This window comes from Actinomadura darangshiensis, assembly GCF_004349235.1.
In the GTDB taxonomy this organism is placed as follows: domain Bacteria; phylum Actinomycetota; class Actinomycetes; order Streptosporangiales; family Streptosporangiaceae; genus Spirillospora; species Spirillospora darangshiensis.
Genome location: NZ_SMKY01000106.1, coordinates 1 through 26,541, shown reverse-complemented (window position 1 = coordinate 26,541; position 26,541 = coordinate 1). Strand labels below are relative to the sequence as shown.

22 protein-coding genes and 1 pseudogene are annotated in these 26,541 nt (G+C 73.4%); 10 read left to right on the top strand and 13 right to left on the bottom strand.

Annotated features, from left to right (window positions below; genetic code table 11):
* The coding region (locus E1293_RS47610) for a hypothetical protein (RefSeq protein ID WP_165978352.1) at window positions 1-1,667 on the top strand (1,667 nt) is incomplete at its 5' end.
* Here E1293_RS47610 and E1293_RS22700 read toward each other — a convergent pair.
* Entirely contained in the window at window positions 1,661-2,758 is a 1,098-nt protein-coding gene (locus tag E1293_RS22700) for a baeRF3 domain-containing protein (protein ID WP_132199462.1), read from the bottom strand. The two genes, E1293_RS47610 and E1293_RS22700, sit on opposite strands and share 7 nt — an antisense overlap.
* 168 nt (window positions 2,759-2,926) lie before the next feature.
* Between E1293_RS22700 and E1293_RS22695 the strand changes: the two genes are divergently transcribed.
* Window positions 2,927-3,955, top strand: a complete 1,029-nt coding sequence (locus E1293_RS22695; RefSeq protein WP_132199461.1) for a hypothetical protein — start codon at window positions 2,927-2,929, stop codon at window positions 3,953-3,955.
* A 167-nt stretch (window positions 3,956-4,122) separates the two neighbouring features.
* Here the strand turns inward: E1293_RS22695 and E1293_RS22690 are convergent, their stop codons facing one another.
* The 8 genes and pseudogenes from E1293_RS22690 to E1293_RS22650 form a co-directional block, all read right to left on the bottom strand.
* Window positions 4,123-4,431 (bottom strand): hypothetical protein, encoded by a 309-nt coding sequence (locus tag E1293_RS22690; protein WP_132199460.1) that lies wholly within the window; start codon window positions 4,429-4,431, stop codon window positions 4,123-4,125.
* Window positions 4,432-4,768: 337 nt separating this feature from the next.
* Window positions 4,769-5,425: a response regulator gene (locus E1293_RS22685; protein WP_132199459.1), complete on the bottom strand. Its 657-nt coding sequence runs from the start codon at window positions 5,423-5,425 to the stop codon at window positions 4,769-4,771.
* The gene (locus E1293_RS22680) at window positions 5,422-6,654 is read right to left on the bottom strand and encodes a sensor histidine kinase (protein WP_243716409.1); all 1,233 of its coding nucleotides are present in this window, start codon (window positions 6,652-6,654) and stop codon (window positions 5,422-5,424) included. Before E1293_RS22680 ends, E1293_RS22685 begins: the two co-directional genes overlap by 4 nt.
* Window positions 6,655-6,712: 58 nt before the next feature.
* Window positions 6,713-8,746 carry a bifunctional copper resistance protein CopD/cytochrome c oxidase assembly protein gene (locus E1293_RS22670; RefSeq protein ID WP_132199458.1) on the bottom strand — a complete coding sequence of 678 codons (2,034 nt, stop codon included), beginning with the start codon at window positions 8,744-8,746 and terminating at the stop codon, window positions 6,713-6,715.
* Complete coding sequence (locus tag E1293_RS22665; RefSeq protein ID WP_132199457.1) at window positions 8,739-9,326, bottom strand: copper resistance CopC family protein; 588 nt, start codon at window positions 9,324-9,326, stop codon at window positions 8,739-8,741. Before E1293_RS22665 ends, E1293_RS22670 begins: the two co-directional genes overlap by 8 nt.
* 111 nt (window positions 9,327-9,437) lie before the next feature.
* Window positions 9,438-10,532 (bottom strand): DUF5685 family protein, encoded by a 1,095-nt coding sequence (locus tag E1293_RS22660; RefSeq protein ID WP_132199456.1) that lies wholly within the window; start codon window positions 10,530-10,532, stop codon window positions 9,438-9,440.
* 67 nt (window positions 10,533-10,599) lie between these two features.
* The gene (locus E1293_RS22655) at window positions 10,600-11,898 is read right to left on the bottom strand and encodes a helix-turn-helix domain-containing protein (protein ID WP_132199455.1); all 1,299 of its coding nucleotides are present in this window, start codon (window positions 11,896-11,898) and stop codon (window positions 10,600-10,602) included.
* A gap of 12 nt (window positions 11,899-11,910) precedes the next feature.
* A pseudogene (locus tag E1293_RS22650) lies at window positions 11,911-12,228 on the bottom strand (PucR family transcriptional regulator); the annotation flags it as partial.
* 207 nt (window positions 12,229-12,435) lie between these two features.
* On the opposite strand from E1293_RS22650, the gene E1293_RS22645 reads away from it, so the two are divergent.
* The 5 genes from E1293_RS22645 (at window position 12,436) to E1293_RS22625 (ending at window position 17,464) form a co-directional block, all read left to right on the top strand.
* Window positions 12,436-13,881, top strand: coding sequence for an NCS2 family permease (locus tag E1293_RS22645; RefSeq protein WP_132199454.1), 1,446 nt, complete (start codon window positions 12,436-12,438; stop codon window positions 13,879-13,881).
* Window positions 13,882-14,007: 126 nt separating this feature from the next.
* Entirely contained in the window at window positions 14,008-15,171 is a 1,164-nt protein-coding gene (locus E1293_RS22640; protein ID WP_243716407.1) for a glycerate kinase, read from the top strand.
* Window positions 15,172-15,348: 177 nt separating this feature from the next.
* Window positions 15,349-16,464 carry an alanine dehydrogenase gene (gene ald, locus E1293_RS22635; RefSeq protein WP_132199453.1) on the top strand — a complete coding sequence of 372 codons (1,116 nt, stop codon included), beginning with the start codon at window positions 15,349-15,351 and terminating at the stop codon, window positions 16,462-16,464.
* A gap of 24 nt (window positions 16,465-16,488) precedes the next feature.
* Complete coding sequence (locus E1293_RS22630) at window positions 16,489-17,079, top strand: histidine phosphatase family protein (protein ID WP_132199452.1); 591 nt, start codon at window positions 16,489-16,491, stop codon at window positions 17,077-17,079.
* An 85-nt stretch (window positions 17,080-17,164) separates the two neighbouring features.
* A complete protein-coding gene (locus E1293_RS22625; RefSeq protein ID WP_132199451.1) occupies window positions 17,165-17,464 on the top strand; it encodes a metal-sensitive transcriptional regulator in 300 nt (99 codons plus the stop codon).
* 14 nt (window positions 17,465-17,478) lie between these two features.
* Here the strand turns inward: E1293_RS22625 and E1293_RS22620 are convergent, their stop codons facing one another.
* Window positions 17,479-17,997: a MarR family winged helix-turn-helix transcriptional regulator gene (locus E1293_RS22620; protein ID WP_132199450.1), complete on the bottom strand. Its 519-nt coding sequence runs from the start codon at window positions 17,995-17,997 to the stop codon at window positions 17,479-17,481.
* Between the two features lie 115 nt (window positions 17,998-18,112).
* Between E1293_RS22620 and E1293_RS22615 the strand changes: the two genes are divergently transcribed.
* Window positions 18,113-19,678, top strand: a complete 1,566-nt coding sequence (locus tag E1293_RS22615) for a DHA2 family efflux MFS transporter permease subunit (RefSeq protein WP_132199449.1) — start codon at window positions 18,113-18,115, stop codon at window positions 19,676-19,678.
* A gap of 4 nt (window positions 19,679-19,682) precedes the next feature.
* On the opposite strand, the gene E1293_RS22610 is transcribed toward E1293_RS22615, so the two are convergent.
* The 3 genes from E1293_RS22610 to ggt form a co-directional block, all read right to left on the bottom strand.
* A complete protein-coding gene (locus tag E1293_RS22610; RefSeq protein ID WP_243716406.1) occupies window positions 19,683-20,549 on the bottom strand; it encodes an oxygenase MpaB family protein in 867 nt (288 codons plus the stop codon).
* An 86-nt stretch (window positions 20,550-20,635) separates the two neighbouring features.
* Window positions 20,636-20,998, bottom strand: coding sequence for a divalent-cation tolerance protein CutA (cutA, locus tag E1293_RS22605; protein WP_132199448.1), 363 nt, complete (start codon window positions 20,996-20,998; stop codon window positions 20,636-20,638).
* 51 nt (window positions 20,999-21,049) lie between these two features.
* Complete coding sequence (ggt, locus tag E1293_RS22600) at window positions 21,050-22,999, bottom strand: gamma-glutamyltransferase (RefSeq protein WP_243716405.1); 1,950 nt, start codon at window positions 22,997-22,999, stop codon at window positions 21,050-21,052.
* Between the two features lie 398 nt (window positions 23,000-23,397).
* Between ggt and E1293_RS22595 the strand changes: the two genes are divergently transcribed.
* Window positions 23,398-25,602: an amino acid permease gene (locus E1293_RS22595; protein ID WP_243716404.1), complete on the top strand. Its 2,205-nt coding sequence runs from the start codon at window positions 23,398-23,400 to the stop codon at window positions 25,600-25,602.
* A 196-nt stretch (window positions 25,603-25,798) separates the two neighbouring features.
* Window positions 25,799-26,541 (top strand): NUDIX hydrolase (locus E1293_RS22590; RefSeq protein WP_132199447.1); only part of this gene is annotated, 743 nt, incomplete at its 3' end.

Sequence of the window (26,541 nt, the reverse complement as noted above, 5' to 3'; positions counted from 1 at the left end):
CCGCCCGGGGAGTCCCCCGCGCACTCCCCTGGCTGCTCGTCGCCGGTGTGCTCGCGCAGGCGGCCGTCCGGCTCTGCCTCGCCTGGGCGCGGACGGCACCGGCCGCGAACCCGGACGAGACCGGCTACCTCGTCGCCGCCCGGTGGCTGGCCGGCGGACCGGGCGGCGACCTGTCCGGGAACACCTTCTACCAGGGCGGATACCCGATCCTGCTGGCCCCGGCCTACTGGCTGTCGCACGACCCGGCGACCGTCTACACGATCGTCATGGCGATCAACGCGCTCCTCGGCGCGGCGCTGTTCCCGCTCGGGTACGCGGCGGCGCACCGGTTCGGGCTCGGCCGCCGGGCCGCGCTGCCGCTCGCGTTCGCGGCGGCGCTGCTGCCCGCCGCGACGTTCTTCGGGGCGTTCGCGCTCGCGGACGCCGTCCTGCCGACGCTCGTCCTGGGCTGGCTGTTGGTCCTGGACCGGTTCATCCGGAACGGGCGGGCCTCGGACGCCGCCCTCGCGAGCCTGATCGCGTCCTACATGGCCACCGTGCACACCCGCGGGACGGTCCTGCTCGCCGTCCACGCCGCCGTCCTGGCGGTCATGGCGCTGCGCGGACGGTTCCGCGCGGCGCTCGCCGGAGGCGGTGTCGCGCTCGCCGGATACGCGGCGGGGGCGGCGCTCAACGCGGCCGTCCGCGGCGAGCTGTATCCGGGCGGCACGCGGAACCTCACCGGCATCCTGGAGTCGCGGTTGACCACGGCCGCCGGGCAGGAGTGGGCGCTGTCGGGTGCCGCCGGGCAGGTCTGGTACCTGGTCGTCGCCACGTGGGGCCTCGCCGGTGCCGGGCTCGTGGTCGTGTCGGCGACGGTGGTACGGCGTCGGGCACCGGTGGCCGATCGGATCATGGCGGGCACGCTGCTCGCCGCCACCTGCGCCATCGCCTACGCCTCGTCGGCCGCCCTCCCGGACGAGCACCGCGTGGGCAACTTCGCGTACGGCCGGTACCTGGCCTGCGTCGCGCTCGTCTACGCGCTGGCCGGGGCCGCCGCGCTCGTGCGTGCGGGCCTCAGGACGGCTCTCCGGCCGGCGGCGGCGTCCGTGCTGCTCTCGGCGGCCACCGGGCTCTGGGTCACCGTCTACGCGGGCGAACGACTCCACACCCACAAGTTCATCGGCTTCGACTTCCCCGAGGTCATGTTCCTCACCGATGACCGGAACTCGCTGCAACTCCAGGAGGCCACGCTCACCGCGTGCGCCCTGCTCTGCGGGTTGCTCGTGCTCTCCCGGCTCGGCAGGACGGCGGTGACGGCCATCGCGCTCGCCGGGATCAACCTGGCGGCGCTGACGTTCGCGATGGCGCCCACCGCACGGCGCGTCCATCCAGGCCCGCCGCTCCCCGGCCCGGCGGCCGGGGAGGTCGTCGCGGACGCGTCACTCGGCTGGGAGGTCAAGACCGCGCTCATGTACCCGGTGTGGTGGACGCGCATCGGCTCCATCGACGTCCGCGACGGCCGGGCGCCCGCGCCGGGGGTGTGCACGGTGGTCGTCCCTCTCCCGGACGGCACGCCGCCCAAGGCGTCCTGGCCCGCGCACCCGGCCGGTTGGCGGCCGCACGCGGGACGGTTCTGGTCGACCGGCTGGGTGAGCTGGCACGACCCGTCCTGCCGAGCTCAGTAGCGCGTCACCAGGGCGATGCGGGCGTGGTCGACCAGGAAGCCGTCCGAGACGAAGGTGACCTCGCCGCCGTACTCCAGCGTCGTCTCGATCACGTCGTCCACGGCGTCGTCGACGACATCGGCGCCCTTGAGGACGCCTGGCATGCCGTCCACCGGGACGAGCTCGCCGCGGGTCTTCACCGCGGGCGCGTAGTAGCCGCGCTCGACGACGAGGTGCTCGCCGCGGCCCTCCTCGACCAGGCGCGTCACCTCGCAGAGCCCACCGGCGTACCGCTGGATGCTGCGCGCGGCCTCCAACTCGGCGAGCACGCCGACCTCGCGGAGGTCGTCGTAGGCGGCGAGGGCGGGCCGCGCCGCCTCGGCGAGGGTGCTGGGCGCGGCGCCCTCGAAGCTGCCGTCCACGCGTCCCGCCACGGTGATGTGCGGCCCGGCGACCTCGTCGAAGACCGCCTGGTGCCGGGTGACGCCGGCGACGATGAGGGGGCGCCGGTCACGCGCGAGGACCCGGTCGAGGGCGGCCACGACGTCCCGCATGGCCTGCCGCCGCCACTCGCCGTCGCCGCCTTGCGCGGCGCGGCGCGCCAGCCGTCCGGAGCCCGCCTCGTCGATCGGCTCGGGCGCCACGGGGAAACCGCCGCGGGTGTGCTCGGCCAGTTCCCCGCTGAGGCCGTCCCACAGCCGTGTGCGCTGGTCCGACAGGGACAGCAGCCAGTAGCGCGGGGTGCGGGTGTAGGCGGCGACGAGGTCGCGGGTGGCGAAGCCGGTGTCGACGACCACCCGCTCGTCGACGGGCTGGCCGATCGTGAACGCGTGGTGCTCGCCCTGCGGGGCCGCGAACAGGACGAGGCCGTCGGACGCGTGCCGCAGGTCGGCCTCGTCCGCCGCGCGCTCCAGCCCGCGGACGACCTGGTCGGCGGCGTCGGGCGCGACCCGCGTGTCGTCGTGCAGCCGGCGCCGCACCTCCGCCAGCAGGTTGCGCAGCCGGATCCGGTCCTCGCGGTTGCCCGGCGCGGACCGGTGCGTCGGCATCAGCACCGACACCGCCGGATAGGGCCTCGGCTTGCGCAGCTCGGACAGGGTAACGGCGTCCATGATCCCCCGATCGTCGGCCTTGTTGGCTTCTGTCCCTTTGTAACTACCCGCAGGTAAACAAGGTGTAAGCCTGACCCGAAGAGCACGCCGAGGGTCTTTTTAGCACGGTCGTGTTATCTTGGATTCTGAGTTAGCACGACCGTGCTATATCAACGCCCGGAGGCGGCCATGACGCTGACCCGCACCGATCCCCCGCACACTCCCCCGCGCCTGCGCCTGCTACGCGAACGCAGCGTGTGGATCGCGGCCGCCGGATGGCTCGCGGGCTGCGCGGCGGTCCTGGCGATCGCCGGCGACGCGCTCCCGTTCGACTGGCCGCACGACGCCCACGGCACCCCCGGCGACCGCCTTGTGGAGTTCAACACACGGCTGCTGGAAGTCCTGGTGCTGATGGGCATCGTGTACTGGCTCACACGAAGGCGGCCCCGGCCTGACCTCGCCGCCCGCTCCCCCGAACGTGCCGTCGCCCTGCGCGAGACCCTCGGTCTGCTGGCGTACGGCGCGGCCGGCCTAGGGGTCGGGTACGTGCTGGCGCGCGCGCTCGGCTGGCACCCGTTCGCACTGCACCTCGCAGGCTCCCTCTACGGGACGCACGACGACGTCACCCCGGCCGAAGCCGTCACCTGGGCGGTCTACAACGTCGTCGTGTACGCGGCCGTCCCCCTGCTGTACTTCCGGCGGCGCTACTCGTCCAGGGAGCTGAACCTCGTGTCCGCCGACCGCCGCGGCGACGCGAAGGTGATCGCCGTCATCCTGCTCATCGAGTCGGCCGTCCAGTACCTCGCGATGCATCCGGGCACCTTCGACCTCGGCGCGCGGCAGCTCGCCCTCGGCCTGCCGCTGACGTTCGCGCTCTACTTCGCCGGCGCCGTGCTGCCCGCGATGGTGTTCATCTACTGCGTCCTCGTCCCGCGCTTCGCCCGCCTCACCGGCTCGACGGCCACGACCGTGATCCTCGGCGGCCTCACCTACGCGGCCCTGCACCTCTGGGACGCCTGGACGATGTTCGACTCACCCGCCCACGCCGCACTGTCGGTCCTGTTCCTGCTGGCGACCTACTTCGGGCCCGGCATGTTCAAGACCTGGCTGACCGTCCGCACCGGGAACGCGTGGGTGCACGTGTGGGCCTACCACGCGCTCGCGCCGCACACGCTCGCCGACACCCCGCTCATCGCGAGGGTGTTCCGGCTGTGCTGATTGCATCGCCCTCCTCCTTCGGGCCTGGCGGCCCTCCATCGTCGGGCACTGCGGCGATCGCTGCGCCTAGATTTGTAGACGGTCAGACTGGCAGCTCAGGCGATACCGACGGGCCGGAAACTTGCGAGACCTCGGTGCGGGTCTTCCCGGGCAACACGAGCGTCAGCTCAACCGTACGGCAGGGCGCCCCACGTCCCAACAGCCAGAACGGCCCGGGCGGTTCCCTTGACCTGGTACGTCTCCGCGATACCGACGATGCCGGCGTGCCGGGCGGCGGTCCGCAGGACGGTGTCGCCCGTGCCGCCGACGAGCAGCGGCGGCCCCGACCCGCCGAAACCGGTGCGCTGGACGGGCGCCATCTCGGCGAGCCCGAAGGAGTCGGCGACCGGCTTGTGCTGCTCGTAGCCGTCCTCGCCGAAGATCCGGCCGATCTCATCGATCAGCCCCGTCATCCGCTCCGCGCGGGCACCGGACAAGCTCGCAGGGGATTCCCGCCGCGTCGAACTCCCACTTCATGTGCCCTGGCGCCGAGGCCCAGCTCCAGCCGCCCGCCGGTCGGCGGTGGCGATCTCGCGGGCGAGCAGATGCGCGTTCCAGAACCCGGCGTCCGGCACCCACCTCAGCCATCGGCTCAGCCACGCAACCACCTCGGACGTTGCGATCGCGTCCGAAGGCAGGTTTCGAGCTTGCGAGAAACCTGATCGCGCAGCGAGCCCCAGGGCGAGCCGGAGCGATGCAGCGATCGCACGCAGTGCCCGACGATGGAGGGCCGCCAGGCCCGAAGGAGGAGGGCACTGCAATAAGCACGCCATCTCAGCCGGGAGTGATGAAGCCCGTCTCGTAGGCGAAGATCACCGCTTGGGTGCGGTCGCGGGCCTGGAGCTTGGCGAGGATGTTCCCGACGTGGGTCTTCACCGTCTGCGGGCTGACGAACAGCTCCTGGGCGATCTCGGCGTTCGACCGGCCCTTGGCCATCAGCCCCAGCACGTCGCCCTCGCGCTCGGTGAGCTGTGCGTGCCAGCGCGCCCCGGCCTGCCCGCCACCGGACGTCCCGTGCTGGGCGGCCAGCTCCCGGATCGCGGCCGGGAACAGCAGGCTGTCGCCGTGCGCCACCATCCGGACCGCCTGCAGGATCTCCTCCGGCCGCGTCCGCTTCAGCAGGAACCCGTTCGCGCCCGCCTTCAGCGCGTCGTAGACGTACTCGTCGTTCTCGAACGTGGTGACGACGATGATCCGCGGCGGCTCCGGCACCGTGTCCAGGATGTGGCGGGTCGCCTGGATGCCGTCCAGCCGCGGCATCCGCACGTCCATCAGGACCACGTCCGGGCGCAGCCGCTTCACCGCGTCCGGCACCTGCGAGCCGTCCTCCGCCTCGCCGACGACGGCCAGGTCGTCCTCGGCGTTGATGATGGCGGCGAGGCCCGCCCGGATCAGCCGCTCGTCGTCGACCAGCAGAACCTTGATCGTCATGTTCCGGACCTTAGCGGCAGCGAGACGTGGAAGCGCCAGCACTCCCCGTCGGCGCCGGCGGTCATCTCGCCGCGCAGCACGGTGACGCGCTCGCGGACGCCGCCGAGCCCGCGGCCGCCGCCGTGGTCGGCGCCGGCGCCCGACTGCGCGCCGAGCGGGTTGCTCATCTCGACCTCCAGCCGCTCCCCGTCGGTGCCGAGCCGCAGCCGCACCGGGACCTTCCCGGCGTGCCGCAGCGCGTTCGTCAGCCCCTCCTGGACGATCCGGTACGCCTCCCGCGACACCGCGGCCGGGACGTGCTCGACCTCGGGGTCCACCTCCGCGTCCAGGGTCACCCCGGCGATCCGCGTCTGCTCCAGCAGCCGGCCGAGGTCCTTCAGCGTGGCCTGCGGCGCCGGACGGGACGGGTCCTCGCGCAGCAGCCCCAGCACATGGTCGAGGTCCTCCAGCGCGGCGCGGGCCGACTCCTCGATCGCGCCGAGGGCCTCACGGGCGAACTCCGGGTCGCTGTCGAGGACGCGTCCGGCCGCCCCGGCCTGCAGCGTCACCACGCTCAGCGCGTGCCCGACCGAGTCGTGCAGCTCCCTGGCCAGCCGGTTGCGCTCGGCGAGCTTGACGGCCCGGGACTCCATCTCGGCGAGCCGCTCGGCGGCCGACGGGCCGAGGAACCAGGGCGCCAGCCGGGACAGCAGCTCGCCGGCCCCGACGATCAGCGCGAGCAGCACCGCGAGCGACGCCAGCCCGACCGGCGGCGCGGGCCACTGGTGCCAGCTGCCCTCCCAGCCCCAGGAGTCCAGGAACCGGTTGTCCCAGGTGACGGCGGGCGCCAGGACCATCACGACCGCGAACGGCGGTACCGCGAGGCTGAGCCCACTGATCACCACGCCGACGCCGAGGTGCAGCGAGAACCACGCGGCGGCCCGGCTCCGGCTCTCCCACGAGTGCGCCGACCCGGGGACCAGCTCCGCAGCCAGGCCCTTGAGCAGCTCCTTGGCGAGGGAGCTCTCCAGCAGCCGCACCGTCGGCACGAGCCCGGTGACGAACGTGGCCGCCGCCGGCATGAACACCAGCATCAGCACGGCCTTGACGACGCCGTCGCCCAGCGGCAGCAGCGGGATCATGCTGATCGCGAGGAACCAGTACGGCATCAGCAGCGCGCCGCCCACGACGAGGTGGGACCAGCGCTGCCAGGTCGTCCGCTCGATCAGCGGCCGGAGCACACGGAGCACGCATCGATCCTGGCAGACGAAGCGCCCGGGCCACTCCCCCGCGCGAGGGAGAGCCCGCTCAGGGCCGTCCCTGCTCCCCGGCCGCCTTGTCCCGTTCGGCCAGTTTGGCGAGGCGGGCGTTGTAGGCGGCCAGCTCGTCGTCCTCGGCGCGCCCGCCGGGCTTCGCGGCCCGGTCGGCCTTGCGGTCCAGGCGGCGCGCCTGCCGCTGGTCGTGCATGTACCACTGGAACGCCAGGACGATCAGGACGATGAACGTCGGCACCTCGCCGAAGGCCCAGGCGATCGCGCCGCCGGTGTGCTGGTCGTGCAGGATCGTGGTGCCCCACGGCGGGTCGACCGAGGCGTACCAGCCGCGCGCGAGGGCCTGGCTCATGTTCATCAGGGCGATGCCGAAGAACGCGTGGAACGGCATCGTGACGAACAGGAGCAGGAGCCGTCCGGGGTAGGGCAGCTTCTTCGGCGCCGGGTCGACGCCGAGCAGCACCCAGAAGAACAGCGACCCGCTGGCCAGGAAGTGCACCATCATCGCGATGTGCCCGAGGTGGTTGCGCATCGCGGACTCGAACAGCGGCGTGAAGTACAGCGCGAACGTGCTCGCCACGAAGATGACCGTCGCGACCGCAGGATGCGCGATGACCGCGAGGTACCTGCTGTGCAGCATGGCGGTCAGCCACTCGCGCGGGCCGCGGTCGCCGCGCGCGCGGGCGGGCTTCAGCGCGCGCAGCGCGAGCGTCACCGGGGCGCCGACGACCAGGAAGATCGGCGTCAGCATGTTCAGCACCATGTGCTGCGCCATGTGCACGCTGAACAGGATCGGCGCGTACTTCGCGACGCCGGTCTGGGTGACGGCCAGGATCGTCACGAGCCCGAGGAGCCAGGACGCGGTGCGTCCCGCCGGCCAGGAGTCGCCGCGCCGCCGCAGCCGGACGACCGCGGCGAGGTAGAGGCCGCCGAGGACGGCGATGAGGGCGGCGAAGAACAGGTCGAACTGCCACAGGGTCAGCAGCCGCAGCGGGGTGACCTCGGCGGGCATGTCGTAGCCGAGCAGCGACTTGATCGCCGACTCCGGGGCGGTGGGCGCGGGCGGCGCGGTGCGGGCCAGCGCGACGGCGAGGCCCATGGTGGCGGCCATGACGGCGGCCTCGACGGAGGCGAACCGGGCGAACGCGCGGGGCTTGCCGGCGTCCAGCGCGGGCAGCGTCCGGTTCCGGTGCCAGAGGCCGAACCAGCCGAGCACGCCGAACGCGATGATCTTGCCGAGGGCGAGCCGCCCGTAGTTCGTCTCGACCAGCTCCACCGGGTCGGGCAGCCGGGCGATGACGTTCACCAGGCCGCTGACGCCGACGGTGAGGTAGCACCACAGGGCCATCCGGCTGAACCGCTCGGCCATGACCGGCAGCCGGTCGCGGCGCAGCAGGGCGTGGACGCAGACGATGGCGAGCCCGCCGACCCAGGGGGCGACCGCGGCCACGTGCAGGGCGACGCCGGTCACCGCGGTGGAGTGGTTGGCGGCCGAGGCCGAGTGCCCGGTCAGCGGCGCGGGCAGCAGCGCGATCCCGGCCATGGCGAGCAGCCCGAACGCGGCGGCGGGCGTCGTGGTGGTGCGGGCGAGCAGCGCGACGACGACGGCGAGCAGCACCACGATCATGAGGGCGGTGCCCTGCGGCAGCGAGCCGACGTAGCTGCTCAGCTCGCTGCCGGTGAGGACCTCCCCGGCGGGCTGGCCGAGGACGTCCGCGACGGTGAACACGAGGGTGGCCGCCGCGGCGGCGGCCCAGGCGGCGGCGATCCAGGACGCCGCGTGCAGGTACCCGACGGCGTCCTTGGACAGCCGCGCGGCCCCGCGCCCGCCCTCGACGGGCAGGAACGCGGCGGCGGCCAGCAGGGCGCCGACGGTCAGCGCGGACAGCAGGTCCATCGCCGTCCGGGAGAAGGGCAGCCCCCAGCGGGTGAGGGCGCCGGCGTCGCCGAGGCCGGGGATGACCTTCTCGGTGACCGAGCCGCCGAGGACCAGCCCGGCCACGAGGACGGCGGCGGACGCGGCCAGGGCGGCGACCCCGGCCGCGCAGGCGTTCCGGGCGCCGCTACTCACCGCCGGTCGCCTGCCGCTTGGCGCGGAACACGATGACGAGCCCGATGCCGATGCCGATGGCCAGGCCGGCGACGATCACGATCCACAGGACCGCGCCGGAGCCGGAGTCCCCCTGCTCCTGGCCCGCGGGGGCACCCGTCTCCTCCGCGGCGGCGGCGCCGGCGCCGGCATCGGCCGGCGCGGGCGGCTCGGCGGCGCCCCCGGCCGAGGTGAACGTCAGGTCGTCGCTCTCGATCGGGTGCCCGTCCGTGCCGACGACCCGGTAGGCCGCCGTGTACGTCCCGGCGGGCAGCGGCTCCCTCAGCCGCTGCGTCACCGTCTTCCCGGTGCCTTCGGCCGGGCCCGACTGCCACGCCGTCCCCTGGTCGTCCTTGACGACCACCTGCGCCATCCTGATCTTGTCGCTGAACTCCAGCGTGACCTGGATGATCCCCGGCATCGACTGGCCCTTGGCGGGCGTGCTGCGCACCAGCTGGGGGTGCGCCAGCGCGGGGGTCGCGGTCACGGCGCCGAGGGCGAGGACGAGGGCGGCGACGGCACCGAGGCGGCGCGCGTACCGGCGGGGCTTGAGGAGGTTCATGGATGCCGGGTTCTCTAGTGCTGCTGAGGGCTTCACCTAACCCTACTTAGCCCCCCGCGATGCCGCGCCCCGGGTTTCCCGGCACCGCATTCCACAAGAAGAGGGCGCCGGTCAGTCGCACCCGCAGCAGCAGCAGTCACAGTCGCAGCAGTCGCAATCGCAGCAGTCACCGCAGTCGCAGCAGTTGCCGCCGCGGTGCCGCGAGCACCAGCAGCGGTCCCGGCACGAGCCCTCGCTGTGCTCGCTCCACTCGGGCTGGAAGACGCCGCAGGTCGCGCAGACGAGCGCCCCGGTGAAGCACGGGATCGGCCATCCCGGACGCGGCGGGCGGGGGCCGTGGCCGGCCAGGCTCTCGGGGGCGGCGAAGACGCGGTCGACCGAGCGGCCCACCTCGCGGTCGAGCAAGGCCCGGACCAGGCGCGGCCTTTCCAGCTCCAGGTCGGCGAGGGCGAGCCGGAGGCCGTGCAGCGCGTCGTCGGCGTGCCGGCGGGCCCCGGCGAGATCGGTGCCGGTTGCGGTGAGCGGGTTGAAGGCGCCGGTCGCTGTGTCGTCCGCGAGGTCCTCGACGGCGTCGGCGAGGTGGGCGAGGCGGCCGAAGAACCGGCCCGCCTCGGCGAGCGTCTCGGCGTTGCCCTCCTTGCCCGCGAGGACGGACGTGTGCGCGAACACGGCCGCGACCGCCGTCTCGGTGGGCTCGGTCAGGTCGAGCAGGCCGAGGCCGGGCGCCGCCTCCAGGACGGTCTGCCGGGCGACGGCCTCGCGCAGCACCGACGGATCGAAGCCGACGGCGGTGCCCGTGCGGGCCCCCGCCGCGTCCCACCGGCCGGCCATCCGGCCCGCCGCGGCGGCGACGAGGCGGCGCGAGTACGGGCCGTCGCCGTCCGCCACGTGGTCGCGGGTCTTGCCCGCGGCGAGCAGCAGCGACGCCGCCGCGGCCAGCCGGGCGCCCTGCGCCTGCGCGGTGACGACCTCGGCGGTCTTCATCCCGCGCAGCGCGCACGGCCCGGCCTTGCGGCGCGGCGACAGCTCCGGCGCCTGCGCCTCCACCAGGACCGACACCAGCAGCCCGTCGTAGTTGGTGACGAGCCGCGCGGCCTGGCCGTGCTCCTTCCGCAGCGTCAGGCAGAGCCCGCACAGGTGGGCCATCCAGTCCTCGAACAAGGACCCGCACAGGACATGCCGGCATGGCCGGACGACACCGAACAAGACAACTCCCCCACCTCAGACAACCGCCGCCTTATTCATGGACGCGGCGGCCCCGGGGATGGTTCGGTCACACTCCGACGCAGGTCAGAGCGCGGCGGTAGGCGGCCATGCGGGGCTCCTCGGCGGTGCCGGCCTCGCCCAGCACCTCGGCGAGGTCGAACCACGCCTGCGCGGCCTCCCGGGAGGACTCCATCTCCTCCAGGCAGGTCGCGGCCCGGGTCAGCACCTCGACGGCCCGGTCGCGGCGGCCGAGCCGCACCGACGCCTCGCCGAGCACGGTCAGCGCCCCGGCGGTCGCCCGGCGCGGGGCGTTTCCCAGCAGGTCCAGGGCCTCCTCGGCGAGCGCCACCGCCTCGCCGGGACGGCCGAGCGCCGTCTCGGCGCGGGCCAGCTCCGTCAGGCACCAGGCGACGTCGATCTCCCCGGACGAGCTGGCGGTGATCTCGCCGCGCACCCGGGCGAGCAGCTCGCGGGCGCGGGCCGCCTGGTCGGGCCGGGCGCGCAGCAGCAGCCCGGCGTAGATGACGCGGAGCCGGTTGAGGTTGCGGGGGTCCTCGCCGTCGCCGGCGAGCATCAGCGCCCGCTCGGCGAGCCCGACGCCCTCCTCGTACTCGCCGCGGATCTCGGCGACGTAGGCGGCCTCCCAGTAGGCGACCATCCGGGCGCGCGGGCTGCCGATCCGCTCGGCCCGCTCGACGAGCTGGGCGGCGAGCTGCCGCGCCCGGACGAGGTCGCCGCGCTCGATGAACGCCGACAGCAGCGCCGCGCCGAGGTGCACGGCGGCGTCGGTGGAGTCGGCGCCGGTCGCGATGAGGTGCCGCAGCGCGCCCTCGGCCGCCTCCACGCCGGCGCTGAGGTCGCCGCGCTCGCGCAGGCAGCGGCTCAGCGCGACGTGGACCTTCGCCCAGTGGTCGAGGTCGGCCTCGGCGGAGGCCTCCTCGGTCAGCGCCGTCAGCCCGGCGATGGCCTCCTCCAGCTCGCCGGCGGCCTCCAGCGCGAGAGCGTGGCCCCAGCGGGCCTGGTGCAGCATCTCCGGCAGCGCCACCGCGTCGGCGCTGGCGAGCACCTCGGCGAACCGCGCCCGCGCCTCGGTCGCCGCGCCGTTGCTGAGCGCGATCTCGGCGTAGTCGAGGGTGACGCGCAGCTCGTCCACGACGTCCTCGCTGACGCCGCTGACCAGGTAGGTCGCCGAGCAGTTCAGCTTGGCCGCCAGCAGCTCGACGACGCTCGGCGCCGGAACCCGCTTGTCGCTCTCGATCAGCGAGATGTAGCTGTCGGACAGCTCGGGGAAGGCGAGCTGGGCCTGGCTCACGCCCTGCCTGATCCGCAGGGCGCGGATGCGCTGCCCCAGTGTCTCCCGATCCATGCTTGCCACCGCCTACAAGGTGCTCGCCGGGCGCGTCGCGCGCAGGGCGAGGAAGAAGTCGACTCGATCCTCAAGTGTGCCGAGATCCCGGCCGGTCAGGTCCTCGATTCGCCGGATTCGGTACCGAAGCGTGTTCACATGGACGTGCAGCCGTGTCGCGCTGCGGCTCCAGGACCCCGAGCAGGACAGGAAGACCTCGAGAGTGTGCACGAGATCGGCCTGCCTGCTGCTGTCGTACGCCTCCAGCGGGCCGAGCATCCGGGCGCGGAACGACGAGCGCGTCCGCTCCGGAACCGAGGCGAGCAGGCGCGCGTAGGAGTCCAGGGTCGCCATGTCGGCCGGATCTCGCATTCGCACCAGGGCAGGCTATAGCGGACGGATCGCCGCCGTCACGCTGCGAAGGGCGGGAATCACGTCGCGGCACCGCCGCCGGGGCCGAGCCGGTTCGGGACGGACGGTTCGGGACGCAGGGACGCCGGGCAGCTAACCTGTGCTCGCCCATTTCGAGATCACGCTGCGGAAAGCGGAGCGCCCGTCATGTCCAAGACCAGTACCGCGAAGACCGACGATTCACCGCCGGCCGGCGGGCGCGGGCCGCTGGAGCGGCTGTTCGACCTCACCGGGCGCGGCACGACCGTGCCGCGCGAGCTGCGCGGCGGCGTCACCACGTTCTTCGCGATGGCCTACATCATCCTGCTGAACCCGATCATCCTCGGCGGGGCGAAGGACGTCACCGGGGCGAGCCTGTCGATCCCGCAGCTGACCACGATGACGGCGCTGTCGGCCGCGGTCACCACGGTCATCATGGGCTTCGTCGGCAACGCGCCGCTCGCGCTCGCCGCCGGGCTCGGCATCAACGCGGTCGTGGCGTTCCAGGCCGCGCCGGTGATGACCTGGCCGCAGGCGATGGGCCTGGTGGTGATCGAGGGCGTGGTCATCGTGCTGCTGGCGCTCACCGGCGTGCGCGAGCGGATCATGAACTCGATCCCGCTGGCGCTCAAGCACGCGATCGCGGTCGGCATCGGCCTGTTCATCGCGCTGGTGGGGTTCTACGACGCGGGGTTCGTCAGCTCCAGCGCCACGAGCCCGCCGCTGGCCCTCGGCACCGGCGGCCACCTGGAGACCTGGCCGACGCTGGTGTTCGCGCTGACCCTGCTGCTGATGATCGTCCTGTACGTCCGGCGGGTGCCGGGCGCGATCCTGATCAGCATCATCGCCGGGACGATCGGCGCCGTGGTGATCCAGGAGAACACGTCCATCAAGGAGGGCGGCTGGGGCGTGGTCGCCCCGGACATGCCCGACAAGCTGTTCGCCGCCCCCGACTTCGGGCTGTTCGGGGAGATCGACCTGTTCGGCGGCTTCGGCGAGGCCGGGGCCATCACGGCGCTGGTCGTGCTGTTCACCCTGGTGCTGTCGGGGTTCTTCGACGCGATGGGCACGATCCTCGGCATCAGCGACGAGGCCGGCCTGGTGAGCGAGAAGGGCGAGGTGCCGCGGCTCGGCCGGATCCTGTCGGTGGACGGCGTGTCCGCCGCGTTCGGCGGCATCACCAGCTCGTCCGCCAACACGGTGTTCGTCGAGTCGGCCGCCGGCGTCGGCGAGGGCGCCCGGACGGGCCTCGCCAACATGGCCACCGGCGCGCTGTTCGCGGTGACGCTGTTCCTCACCCCGCTCGCGGCGACCGTCCCGGCGCAGGCCGCCGCGCCCGCCCTGGTGGTCGTCGGCGCGCTGATGATGACGCAGGTCGCCAAGGTGGACTGGGACGACCTCGACATCACGATCCCGGCGTTCCTCACCATCGTGCTGATGCCGTTCACCTTCTCGATCACCATCGGGATCGGCGGCGGGATGGTGAGCTTCGCGCTCATCAAGCTCGCCCGCGGCCGGCTGAGGGAGGTCTCGATCTGGCTGTGGCCGGTGGTGGTCCTGTTCCTGGTCTTCTTCGCGATCAACCCGATCGAGATGTGGCTGGACGTGCGCTAGCCGCCGCGCGGCGCGACTCTCCCGCCCATTTGAAAGTCTCGGACGCGCTTGCGGGTGTCAAATAGTGCCGTCATGGCGTAAGCAGAAGGTAGGGCCTTACCCCCCGGTGTGAAAGGCGTGGCTGTGGTGTCCGCGGACTCTCCCTCCCACCCGTCTCCGCCAGGTCACGTCCTGCTGGCGCCTGACAGGTTCCCGGGATCGCTGACCGCGGCGCGGGCGGCCCGGCATCTCGCGGCCGGGCTGCGGCGCGCGCGGCCCGGCGTCCCGCTGGTGGAGCTGCCCGTGGCCGACGGCGGCGACGGCACCGTCGAGGCCGCCGTGGCGGCGGGCTGGCGGGGGGTCGAGGTCGAGGTGTGCGGGCCGACGGGCCGCCCGGTCACCGCGCGGCTGGCGCTGAACGGGCACCGCGCGGTGGTCGAGCTGGCGGAGGCGTCCGGGCTGCGCCTGCTCCCGGGCGGCACGCCGCGCCCGCTCGTCGCCTCCAGCCTCGGGACGGGGCAGGTGCTCGCCCACGCGGTCCGGCTCGGCGCGCGGCGCATCGTCCTCGGCCTCGGCGGCGGCGCCTGCACCGACGGCGGCGCGGGTCTGGTGCAGGGGCTCGGCGGCCGGCTGCTGGACGCGCTCGGCAAGGACCTGCCGCCCGGTGGTGCGGCCCTGCGGTCCCTGCACGCCCTCGACCTGCGCGGCCTGCCGGACATGTCGGGCATCGAGGTGGTGGTGGCGGGCGACTCCGCCGGCCCGCTGCTCGGCCGCACCGGCGCCGCCGCCGTGGACGGCCCGCGCCGCGGCGCGAACCGCGACGAGATCCGGCTGCTGGACGCGGGCCTGCGCCGCTGGGCCGACCTGGCGGAGGCGGCGGCCCGCAGGGCGGCCCGCGACCTGCCCGGCGCGGGCACGTCCGGCGGCGTCGCGTTCGCCGCGCTGACCTTCCTCGGCGCCACCATCGAGCCGGGCACCACGCTGATGCTCGACCTGCTGGGCCTGGCCGAGAAGGCGCGCGGCGCGCGGCTGGTCGTCACCGGCGAGGGCACCCTCGACACCCGGTCGCTGCGCGGCAGCGCGCCGATCGGCGTGGCCCGCGCCGCCGCCCGCGCGGGCGCGCCCGTCGTCGCCGTGGCCGGCCGCCGCGGGCTCACCGGCGAGCAGCTGCGCAAGGCGCGGATCCAGGCCGCGTACGCGCTGGCCGACATCGAGCCCGACGACGAGCGCCGCGTCCGCCGCGCCGGGCCGCTGCTGGAGCAGCTGACGGTCGCGATCGCCGACGAGTGGCTGCCGCCCACCCTCGCCTGAGATGGGATCGCTCCAACGCGCGCGGCCCGCCGGACGGCCCGCGCCTCCTAGCAGGCACGTCTTACACAGTGTCGCCGGAAGGGCCGATGAATTGACACACTGCGCATAGCCGGAGGGTTTCTCCGCCCCGCACGCTGGAGGCGTACGTCCTGGTCAGCGCTGACGAAGGAGCTCCCGGTGAAGATCGGCGTCCCGCGAGAGATCAAGAACCACGAGTACCGGGTGGCCATCACCCCGGCGGGCGCGCACGAGCTCACCCGGCACGGCCACGAGGTGTTCGTCGAGCGGGGCGCCGGGCTCGGCTCGGCGATCCCGGACGACGACTACGCCGCCGCGGGCGCCAAGATCCTGGACGGCCCGGACGAGGTCTGGGCCGAGGGCGAGCTGATCCTGAAGGTGAAGGAGCCCGTCGCGCCCGAGTACCACCGGATGCGCGCCGGGCAGGTCCTGTTCACCTACCTGCACCTCGCCGCGTCCCGGGAGTGCACCGACGCGCTGCTGGCCGCGGGCGTCACCGCGATCGCCTACGAGACCGTCCAGCTCCCCGACCGCTCGCTGCCGCTGCTCGCCCCGATGTCGGAGGTCGCCGGGCGGCTCGCCCCGCAGGTCGGCGCCTACAACCTGATGTCGTTCAACGGCGGCCGCGGCGTCCTGCCGGGCGGCGTCCCCGGCGTGGCCCCCGCGAAGGTCGTCGTCATCGGCGGCGGCGTCTCCGGCCTCAACGCCGCCCAGATCGCCGTCGGCATGGGCGCGGACGTGACCGTCCTGGACGTCGACGTCGACCGGCTCCGCCACATCGACGCCATCTACCAGGGCCGCCTGCGCACCCTCGTGTCCAGCGCCTACACGGTCGAGCAGGAGGCCCGCGCCGCCGACCTCGTCATCGGCGCCGTCCTCATCCCCGGCGCCCGCGCCCCGAAGCTGATCTCCAGCGACCTCGTCGCGGGGATGAAGGCCGGCTCCGTCCTCGTGGACATCGCGATCGACCAGGGCGGCTGCTTCGAGGACTCCCGTCCCACCACGCACGACGACCCGACCTACAAGGTGCACGGCTCGACGTTCTACTGCGTGGCCAACATGCCCGGTTCCGTCCCCAACACCTCCACCTACGCCCTGACCGGCGTCACGCTCCCCTACGCCGTCCAGATCGCCGACAAAGGCTGGCGCAAGGCCCTGCACGCCAACGCGGCCCTGGCCCGCGGCCTCAACACCCACGCCGGAACCCTCGTCTATGACCACGTGGCCGAGGCCCACGCCCTCCCCCACACCCCCCTCACCTCGATCCTCGACTAGCGGCGTCCCTCTAGAGTGGGGGGCGTGGGGGAACTGATCTTGGTGCGGCACGGTGAGACCGCGTGGAGCCGGGCGCGGCGGCACACCGGGCGTACCGATCTTCCGCTGACCGGACGGGGCGAGGAGCAGGCGCGCGGGCTGCGCGGGGCGCTGGACGGGCGGCGGATCGGCCGCACGCTGGCGAGCCCGGCGGAGCGGGCGCGGCGGACGGCGGAGCTCGCCGGCCTCCGGGTCGACGAGACCGACCCGGACCTGTGGGAGTGGGACTACGGCGGCTACGAGGGCGTCACCACGGACGCGATCCGCGAGGAGCGTCCCGGCTGGTTCCTGTGGGACGACGGGGTGATCCCCGGCGACGCCGACCATCCGGGCGAGACCGTCGAGCACGTCGGCGAGCGGACGGACGCCGTCCTCGCCCGGGTGCGGCCGGTCCTCGCCGACGGCGACGTGGTGCTCGTCGCGCACGGGCACCTTCTCCGGGTGCTGACCGCGCGGTGGCTCGGGCTGGCAGCCGCGCAGGGGCGCCTCTTCGCGCTCGGCACGGGAACGCTGTCGGCGCTCGGCACCGAGCACGGGCGGCCGGTGATCACCGTCTGGAACAGCCCGCCGGCGTAGGCGGCGGCACCGCATAAGGTACCTGTTGGGGGATGTCCCCCAGGGGTACCCGGGCGCGCGCCCCCGAAGGATTGTGAGGCCGGAGATGACGACGAGCGAGACCCCCGTCCGCGGGTACACCGCCACGAAGGACCAGCTGCAGTCACGGCTCGCCCGGATCGAGGGGCAGGTGCGCGGCATCGACCGGATGGTCGACGAGGACCGCTACTGCATCGACATCCTCACCCAGATCAGCGCCGTCCAGGCCGCCCTGGACAAGGTGGCGCTCGGCCTGCTGGACGGGCACGTGCGGCACTGCGTGGCCGAGGGCGCCGAGGAGGGCAAGGGCGAGGCGATGTCCACCGAGCTGATGGCGGCCGTCGGGCGGCTCATGCGCCGCGGCTGACCCGCCGGCCCGCGTCACCCACCACCCGGGCAATCTCCGTTCCCGCCGGTGCGCTCCAGCGTCTCGACCAGGGTCCGCCAGCCGTGCAGGAAGTGCGCGCGCTCCTGCGGGCCGAGCGTCTCCAGCGTCGTCCGCAGCGGCCGCAGGCGCGCCCACGCCCACCGCTCGATCGTCTCGCGGCGCTCCTCGTGCAGGCTGACGATCATGCGGCGGCGGTCCCGCTCGTCCGGGTGCCGCTCGACGAACCCGCCGCGCTGCAGCTCCCCGACCAGCTGGCTGACGGTGGCCGGGTTGAGCGCCATGTGGCGGGCGAGGACGCCGACGGGCACCGGGCCGTTCAGGACGATCTGCATCAGCGCGGGCACGTGCCGGGGGCCGAGCCCGGCGGCCTTCACCAGGTGGATGAGCTCATCCGCGTCCCCCTCCTCCCCGCGCGCGCCCTTGATTCCGCGGATCATGCGGCCCATGAGCTGGACGAGCTGCTCAAGGTCGGCGTCGACCGACGAGCCGGCGGCATATCGATCCTCGGACATACCTTGAAGTTCAACATATTCCGTGATGAACTGCAAAATGTTGAACTTCAAGGCGTTTCAGGCCTTGACCGACGGGGACACGGGGCAACCGAGAGCTCAGGCAAGGGGGCCGACCATGGCCGAAAGCCCGTCCACCGAAAGCAGTCTCACCAAGGCCGCACCGCCGGGCGGCACGGCCCCGGGCGGCGGGTCGGAACGGCTCGACCGGGCCACGATCCTGCTCGGCCTGGTGATCGTGTCGGGGACCGTCATGGCGATCCTGGACACCACGATCGTCAACGTCGCGCTGGAGACGCTCGGGCGCGACTTCTCTACGGACCTGTCGACGATCCAGTGGGTCATCACCGGCTACATGCTCGCGATGGGCACCGTCATCCCGCTCACCGGCTGGGCCGTCGACCGGTTCGGCGGGCGCCGGGTGTGGATGACGTCCATCGTGCTGTTCGTGCTCGGGTCGGCCCTGTCGGGCGCGGCCTGGAACATCGAGTCGCTGATCCTCTTCCGGGTCGTGCAGGGGCTCGGCGGCGGCATGCTGATGCCGACCGGCATGGCCATCCTGACGATGGCGGCCGGGCCGCGCCGGATGGGCCGCATCATGAGCATCGTCGGCGTGCCGATGCTGCTCGGGCCCGTCCTCGGCCCGGTGCTCGGCGGCTGGCTGGTCGAGGACGTCGACTGGCGCTGGATCTTCTTCGTCAACCTCCCGGTCGGCGCGCTCGCCTTCGCGCTGGCCTGGTGGAAGGTGCCGCACGACCACGGCGAGCACACGGCGCAGCGGCTGGACTGGCGCGGGCTGATCCTGCTGCCGCCCGGCTTCGTCCTGCTGATCTACGGCCTCTCGACGGCGAGCAGCAACGGCGGGTTCGGGGAGCCGGCCACGATCGCGTGGCTCGCCGGCGGCGTGGTCCTGGTCGGGCTGTTCGCGCTGCACAGCCTGCGGCTGCGGGAACGCTCGCTGATCGACGTGCGGCTGTTCACCGACCGGACGTTCGCGACCGCGGCCGTCGCGGTGTTCTTCGTCGGCATCGCGCTGATGGGCTCGATGCTGCTGATCCCGCTGTACTACCAGACCGCGCGCGGCGAGGGCGCGTTCGCGGCCGGCCTGCTGCTCGCCCCGCAGGGTCTCGGCGCCGCGACCGCGATGCCGCTGGCCGGCGTGATCACCGACAAGCTCGGCGCCGGGCGCATCGTGCCGGTCGGCATCGTCATCCTGGTGCTCGGCACCATCCCGTTCGCGATGGTGGGCGCGGACACGTCCTACTGGCTGCTCGGCGCCGCCCTCTACGTGCGGGGCCTCGGGCTCGGCTGCACCATGATGCCGACGATGTCGGCGGCGCTCACGACGCTGACCCGGGCGATGGTGTCGCGGGCCAGCAGCACCCTGAACATCATCGTCCAGCTCGGCGGCTCGGTCGGCACGGCGCTGCTGGCGGTCATCCTGTCCCGCCAGATCAGCGACCGGCTCCCGCAGGCGGGCGGCGGTGGCGGCGCCGAGGGCGGCGTGGGCGGCATCCCGGAACGGGTCCGCGAGCAGATCGCGCCGAAGCTCGCGGACGCGTTCGGGCACACGTTCTGGGTCGCGCTGGTCCTCACCGCCGTGCTGATCCTCCCGGCGCTGCTGCTCCCCCGCCACGGGGCGCACGAGAACGACGCGCCGGTGGACGCCCCTCCGGCGGGCTGAGGCGTCAGGAGGCGATCGAGAAGGAGGCCAGGCCCGCCTCGCGCTCACGCGTGAGGCGCCTGGCCCGCCGGGCGTCCGGCGAGTACCGGAACCGCTCCGGGACGGCGTGCGTGGTCCGGTACAGGCCCTTCAGCGTCAGCGTGGCCGCCAGATCGGACGTCGGCAGCCCCGGCAGCCCGTACATGCGGCGCGCCCAGCGCGGCAGCGTCGAAACGACCAGCATCCCGATGCCGGGCGCGGCGAGCTTCAGCGGCAGCAGCGGTCGCGGTACGGCCGGGCTGAACATGCGGCGCAGCCCCTCGCGCGCCTCCCGGCACGCCCAGATCCGGCGCCGCATGTCCGCGTAGTAGTCGGCCATCTCCCGGACGGTGGCGGGCACGTCCGCCGGGTCGAGGCCGACGACGGCGGCGGCGCGGCGCTGCTCGTCCACGAACGCGTCGGCGTCCCGGGCGGTCAGCGGCACCCCGGCGCGGCGCGCCACGTCCAGGTACGAGTCGACCTCGCCCATGTGGACCCACAGCAGGTTCTCGGGGTCGCCGATCGGGAACGTCTCGCCGGTCCGCATGTCGAGGCCGGTCAGCTTGGAGTGCAGCCGGCGGACGCGGCGGCCCACCCGCTCGACCTCCTCGTGCGTCCCGTAGGTGCGGACGCGGACGAACTCGACGGTCCGGCCGAGCCGCGCCCAGGCGGCGGAGGGGTTCATGAGCTCGGAGTTCTGCGCGGTCCCCCACATGGTCCGCGGATGCAGCGACTGCAGCAGCAGCGCCCTGATCCCGCCGACGATCAGCACCGGCTCCCCCATGACCTCCCAGGTCACCGAGCCCGGCCCGAACAGGCCGTGGTCCGTGCGCTCCGCACCCGTCTCGTGCACGTTCGACCGCCTTCCGCCGCCGCGGCCGGGGACACCGCGCCGGCCGGTAATCAGAGACTTACCCTGCCACGGCCGGCGTCACACGATCAATCCCGCTCGTCGTCCTCCACCGCCTCGTCGCGCTCCCCCGGCTCGGTCTGCTCGGTGATCCAGGCGAGGTAGTCCATGCTGCCCGCCACCACCGGCGTCGCGATGATCTCCGGGGAGTCGTAGGAGTGCCCCTCGATGATCAGGGAGGCCAGCTCGTCGAACCGGTCGGCGGAGGTCTTGAACAGCACCATCCACTCCTCCGCCGACTCGATCTCGCCCTCCCACCAGTACGTGCTCGCGACGGGGCCCACCAGCTGCGCGCAGGCGGCGAGCCGCTCGGCGACCGCCGACCGGGCCAGCTCGGCGGCCTCGGCGCGGGAATCGGTCGTGGTCGTCACCTGCACGTAAGCGTGGGCCATGGCACGACTCCTTCCCGCTCACCGTCCGCGCACGCCCCCGGCACGGCGGCGCTAACGGGCCGTTCCGGGGGGTGTGGGGGGTCGTCCCCCCACAACGGAACGGGCCGGGTGGACGACCAGCGCGCTGCCGCCGCCCCGCCGGGCCGGCTCCGCGACCGCCTGGACGAGCCCGGGCCGCAGGAGCTCCAAGCCCGTCGCGGCGCCGATGACGCCCGCCGGCGGGCCGGGGAACAGCTCCAGGCGATGCCCGCGTGCGGCCAGGTCACGGCCGTAGGTGTCGATGAACGCCTGCTCGGCGAAGACCTGCGGGGTGTTGCGCTGCGTCGCGCGCGGCGCGTCCAGCGCCGTGGGCAGGTCCATGCCGAGGTCGAGGCGGTTCATCAGGATCTGCAGGACGGTCGTGATGATCGTCGATCCGCCGGGGGTGCCGACCGCGAGCGTCGGGCGCCCGTCCTTGAGCACCAGCGTCGGGGCCATGCTGCTGCGCGGGCGCTTGTGCGGGCCGGGCAGGTTCGGGTCGGGCGCCTGGCCGGGCGCGGGCGGCTGGAAGGAGAAGTCCGTCAGCTCGTTGTTCAGCAGGAACCCGCGTCCGGGGACGGTGATGCCGCTGCCGCCGAACTGCTCGATCGACAGCGTGTAGGCGACGACGTTCCCCCACTTGTCGGCGACGTTGAGGTGGGTGGTCTGCGGGCCCTCGAACGCCAGCGCCCTGGTCTGGGTGCCCGGCGGGACGCACGGCTCGTAGGACCCGTCCGGCGAGCCGGGGGCGACGGGCGCGGTGGCGGCCTGGTCCGGCTTGATCAGGCAGGCGCGCTCCCGGGCGAAGCCGGCGGACAGCAGCTCGTCCAGCGGCACGTCCACCTTGTCGGCGTCGCCCACGTACCGGCCGCGGTCGGCGTAGGCGAGCTTGGACGCCTCCAGGTAGTAGTGCAGCGCGGTGACGGGGTCGCGCGGGTCGAGGCGGAAGTTGCCCAGGATGTCGAGCGCCTCCCCCACCGTGGACCCGCCGGACGACGACGGCGGCATGCCGTACACGTCCGTCCCGCGGTAGGGGACGTGGGTGGGCTTGCGCGTCACCGCCTTGTAGGCGGCGAGGTCGCCGCGCTCCATCAGGCCGGGGCGGACGTCGCGGGCCGCCTTCGGGTCCACCGGCGGCTTGGCGACCGTCCGGGCGATCTCCCTGCCGAGGCCGCCCTCGTAGAACCAGTCCGTGCCGCGCCTCGCCAGCTGCCGGTAGGTGTCGGCGAGGTCGGGGTTGCGGAACACCGAGCCGACGGCGGGCACCTTCCCGCCGGGCAGGAACAGCTCGCGGGTCGGGACGATGTCGCGGAAGCGCTCCTCGTTCACCGCGGTCTGGTCGTGGAACTCCTTGTCCACGACGAAGCCCTTGTCGGCGACCTTGATGGCCGGGCGCAGCAGGGCGCCGAGGTCGCGGGAGCCGAACCGGCGCAGCGCGAGGTCCCACTGCGCGAGCGTGCCGGGCACGCCGACGCTGAGCCCGCTGGTGACCGCCTGGTCGAACGGGAGCGGCTTGCCGGTCGCCGGGTCGATGAAGGCGTCCTGCTTCATTCCCTTCGGCGCGAACTCGCGGCCGTCGAGGGAGTAGACGCGGCGCGTCCTGGCGTCGTAGTAGGTGATGTAGCCGCCACCGCCGATCGCCGACACGTACGGCTCGGTGACCCCGAGCGTCGCGGCGGCCGCGACGGCGGCGTCCATGGCGTTGCCGCCGCGCTTGAGGACGTCCAGGGCCGTCCGGCTGGCGTCCAGGTCGACGGTGGAGACCGCGCCGCCGTAGCCCGTCGCGACCGGCTGCTTGACCGGCGGCTTCGGCCGTCCGGGCACGGGGACCGGCGAGGCGCCCGCGGCCGCCGGGACGAGCAGCGACGCGCCGACCGTGATCGCGGCGACGGCGGCCGTGCGGCGGCGGATCCGGGACGGCCTCGGCGGCTGCTTCGGCGGCTGCGGGGACGGCGCTTGCGAGGGCGACGGGGAGCGGAACACCGGACCTCCAGACGAACGCGGCGGCCCCTACGGTGCCACCGATCTTCGCCCGGCGCCAGCGTCCGCACCGGCCGGCCCCGGACGCGCCCGCGGCCCGGACGGGCCCGCCGGGAGAAAGATCATAAAGCGCTTTCCCCCTTGGAAATGGGGCGTATTCGATCGGAACGGTCCAGTGGAAAGTGATTCGGTGGACCCTGTGCCGAGGGTGAGGAGACCGCTCCGGCACGTCGCCGACCTGCGGTTTGGCAGGTTCCGACAAGTGCGAGACACCATCAATCACGCCGAAAACGTTGCGATTATGCTCATACCTGGTGAATTCTTAGGGACTTCGGCAAGCCGTACCTCGCGATCAGCGGCGCGGGTTCAGGCCTGGGGACGGACCACCTATGACCTTGGACATGCGCATGCGCAACAACATGTTCCGCCGGCTGCCGGTCGAGCAGGCGACCGGCCGGCTGTACGGCGGCAGGCACCGGCTCCGGGTGCTCTACCGGACCCGCGACCTCGTCGTGCTCGGCCTCGGCGTCATGATCGGCTCCGGCATCTTCAAGATCGCCGGCGAGCAGGCGTCCTCCACCGCGGGCCCCGGCGTGCTCGTCTCCTTCCTCATCGCGGGCGGCGTGTGCGTGCTGGCGGCGCTCGCGTTCGCCGAGCTGTCCTCGATCATCCCCGTCGCGGGCAGCGCCTACTCCTTCAGCTACGTCGCGTTCGGCGAGGTGTGGGCGTGGGTCGTCGGCTGGGCGCTGCTCATGGAGCTGCTGCTGGCCGCCTCCGTGCTCGCCCGCGTCTGGTCGCTGTACGCGACGCAGGCGCTGCACGACTTCGGCGTGCCGATTCCGAGCTGGCTCGGCGACCTGATCGGCCAGCAGAAGGGCCCCGACCTGTTCGCCCTCGGGATCCTGCTGCTGGTCATCCTGATGCTCGCCAGCGGCAGCCGGATGAGCCTGAAGACGCTGTGGTTCATGGTGATGGCCAAGGTCATCGTGATCGGGCTCGTCATCGCCACCGGGCTGAAGTTCTTCCACCCCGGCAACCTCACCCCGTTCCTGCCGCCCTCCCAGCCCGCGCCCAAGGGCGACCAGACGGTGCTGGACGCCGTGCTCGGCGCGGTCGGCGGCGGGACCCCGCACGTGTTCGGCGCCTGGGGCATGCTCGCCGCCGCGCCCGCGATCGCGTTCGCCTACATCGGGTTCGACCTGATCGCGACGGCCTCGGAGGAGACCGACGACGCCCCCCGCAAGGTGCCGCGCGGCATCCTCACCGCCCTGCTCGCCGCCATCGTCCTGTACGTGGCCGTCGGCGCCGCGCTCGTCGGCATGGTCGGGATGGACGGCATCGCCAAGCTCAACTCGGACAAGCTGCTGCTCGCCGCGGCGTTCGACTCGGTCGGCGCGAGCGCGATGGGCAAGATCGTCGACATCGGGGCGATGCTGGCGCTGACCACCGTCATCCTGGTGCTGATGATCAGCCTGACCCGGGTGGTGTTCTCCATCTCCCGCGACGGCCTGCTGCCCCGCCCGCTCGCCGCGATGAGCCGCTACAAGGTGCCGTCCCGCGCCACGCTCCTGGCCGGCGGCGCGGCCATCGTGATGTCGCAGACGATCGACGTGCTCACGCTGGAGCAGCTCGTCGTCATCGGGACGCTGTTCGCGTTCCTGTTCGTCGCGGCCGCGGTGCTGGCGCTGCGCCGCTCCCAGCCCGACCTGCACCGGCCGTTCCGCATGCCCGCCGCACCGCTCGTCGTCCTCGTGACGATCATCGCGGTCGGCTGGCTGATGCTGAACCTGAACGTCGAGACCTGGGGATACTTCGCGGTCTGGATGGTCGTCGGGCTCGTCATCTACCTGCTCTACGGGCGCCGCAAGAGCCAGATGAAGCTGCTGCTGGACGCCCCGCCGGCCAAGCGCCCGGTCGGCGCCCCGATGGCGCCCGCACCACCCCCCGGCGTGGCCCCGGTCCTCGGCATGGCCCCGCCGCCGGGCGCGGGCGACGCCTACCCGGCCGACCAGTACGGAACGGGGACGTGGCCGGGCGAACGGCGCCCCGGCGTCCCGGAGAGCCCCTACCCGACCGGCCGCTACTCGACAGGACGCCAGCCGGGCGGCCAGTTCGCCGGCGCCCCCTACCCGTCCCCTCCGGCGGAGGACCCGTACGCGGTCGACCCGGGCGTCCCGAACCCGTACTCGTCCGGCGGCTACGGCCCTGCCGGGCAAGAACCCGGCGGATACGGGTCCAGCGGGCAGGAGCCCGGCAGGCACGGGCGCGGCGGGCAAGGCTCCGGTGGATACAGGCCCGGCAGCCAAGAGCCCGGCGGGTACGGCCCCGGCGGGCAAGAGCCCGGCAGGTACGCCCCCGGCGGCCAGGGGCCTGCCGGGTACGGCCCCGGCGGGCAGGATCCCGGCGGGTACGGGTCCGGCGGGCAGGAATCGAGCGGCTACGGGTCCGGCGGCTACGAAACCGGCGGCTACCCATCCGGGGGCTACGAGTCCGGCGGGTATCCGCCCGACCCCTACCAGCCCGGGCCGTACGAGTCGTCCGGTGGCGATGACGACTGGAGCGGCGAACACCAGGAGCCGCCGCACGGCGGACGGCACCGCCGCTGACACCGCACCAGGCGACTTCCGTTTTGTGAAGTTCCGCCGAACATCGAGGGCGCCGCCCCCATCCCGGGGACGGCGCCCTCGCCGCGTCTCCGCCGACGGACTGGACAGCGGGATCCATCCGGGTTATGTTCTTCTCATATCGAGATGAACTCACTCTGAGACTTACTCACTCAGAGATCAATGGAAGGGACGGCGGATGACCCCGGATCCGAGGCGCGACGAGAGCGAGTTCCTCGCGAACTACGACCCGCGCGACTACGACCCGGTCTCCGTGACGGTCGACGTCGTCGCGCTCACCATCCGCGACGGCGCCCTCCACGTTCTGCTCGTCCAACGAGGAAACGCTCCGTACGAGGGGATGTGGGCGCTGCCCGGCGGGTTCGTCCAGGCGGGCGGCCCGCTCCAGGGCACCGACGCCGAGGACCTGCCCGACGCGGCCGTCCGGGAACTGGCCGAGGAGACCGGGCTCAGCGCCAAGGGCGGCGTCCTCGGCCGGGTCCACCTTGAGCAGCTCGGCACCTACGGCTCGCCCGGCCGCGACCCGCGGATGCGCATCATCTCCGTCGCCTACCTGGCGTTCGCACCGGAGCTGCCCGACCCCGAGGCGGGCGGCGACGCGGCCGACGCGGCGTGGATCCCGGTGGACGCGCTCGGCCTGACCGAGTCCGGCGACCAGCGCCCCGGCACGACCCGCCGGCTGGCGTTCGACCACGCACGCATCCTGTCGGACGGGCTTGAGCGGGCGCGCGGAAAGCTGGAGTACACCCCGCTGGCCACGGCCTTCTGCGGCGGCGAGTTCACGATCCCCGAGCTGCGCGCGGTGTACGAGGCGGTCTGGGGCGAGGAGCTGCACGCCGGCAACTTCCACCGGAAGGTCCTGTCGGTGCCCGGTTTCGTGGAGAGCACGGGCGCGACGTCCGACCGGGGCGGCCGCCGCGG

Bases quoted from the DNA above. Each gene is read 5' to 3' on its own strand.
- E1293_RS22700 (WP_132199462.1), bottom strand. From the start codon at position 2,758: ATGGACGCCGTTACCCTGTCCGAGCTGCGCAAGCCGAGGCCCTATCCG.
- E1293_RS22615 (WP_132199449.1), top strand. From the start codon at position 18,113: ATGGCCGAAAGCCCGTCCACCGAAAGCAGTCTCACCAAGGCCGCACCG.
- E1293_RS22665 (WP_132199457.1), bottom strand. From the start codon at position 9,326: ATGAACCTCCTCAAGCCCCGCCGGTACGCGCGCCGCCTCGGTGCCGTC.
- E1293_RS22685 (WP_132199459.1), bottom strand. From the start codon at position 5,425: ATGACGATCAAGGTTCTGCTGGTCGACGACGAGCGGCTGATCCGGGCG.
- E1293_RS22655 (WP_132199455.1), bottom strand. From the start codon at position 11,898: ATGGATCGGGAGACACTGGGGCAGCGCATCCGCGCCCTGCGGATCAGG.
- E1293_RS22595 (WP_243716404.1), top strand. From the start codon at position 23,398: ATGCGCATGCGCAACAACATGTTCCGCCGGCTGCCGGTCGAGCAGGCG.
- cutA (WP_132199448.1), bottom strand. From the start codon at position 20,998: ATGGCCCACGCTTACGTGCAGGTGACGACCACGACCGATTCCCGCGCC.
- E1293_RS22620 (WP_132199450.1), bottom strand. From the start codon at position 17,997: ATGTCCGAGGATCGATATGCCGCCGGCTCGTCGGTCGACGCCGACCTT.
- E1293_RS22695 (WP_132199461.1), top strand. From the start codon at position 2,927: ATGACGCTGACCCGCACCGATCCCCCGCACACTCCCCCGCGCCTGCGC.
- E1293_RS22625 (WP_132199451.1), top strand. From the start codon at position 17,165: ATGACGACGAGCGAGACCCCCGTCCGCGGGTACACCGCCACGAAGGAC.
- E1293_RS22645 (WP_132199454.1), top strand. From the start codon at position 12,436: ATGTCCAAGACCAGTACCGCGAAGACCGACGATTCACCGCCGGCCGGC.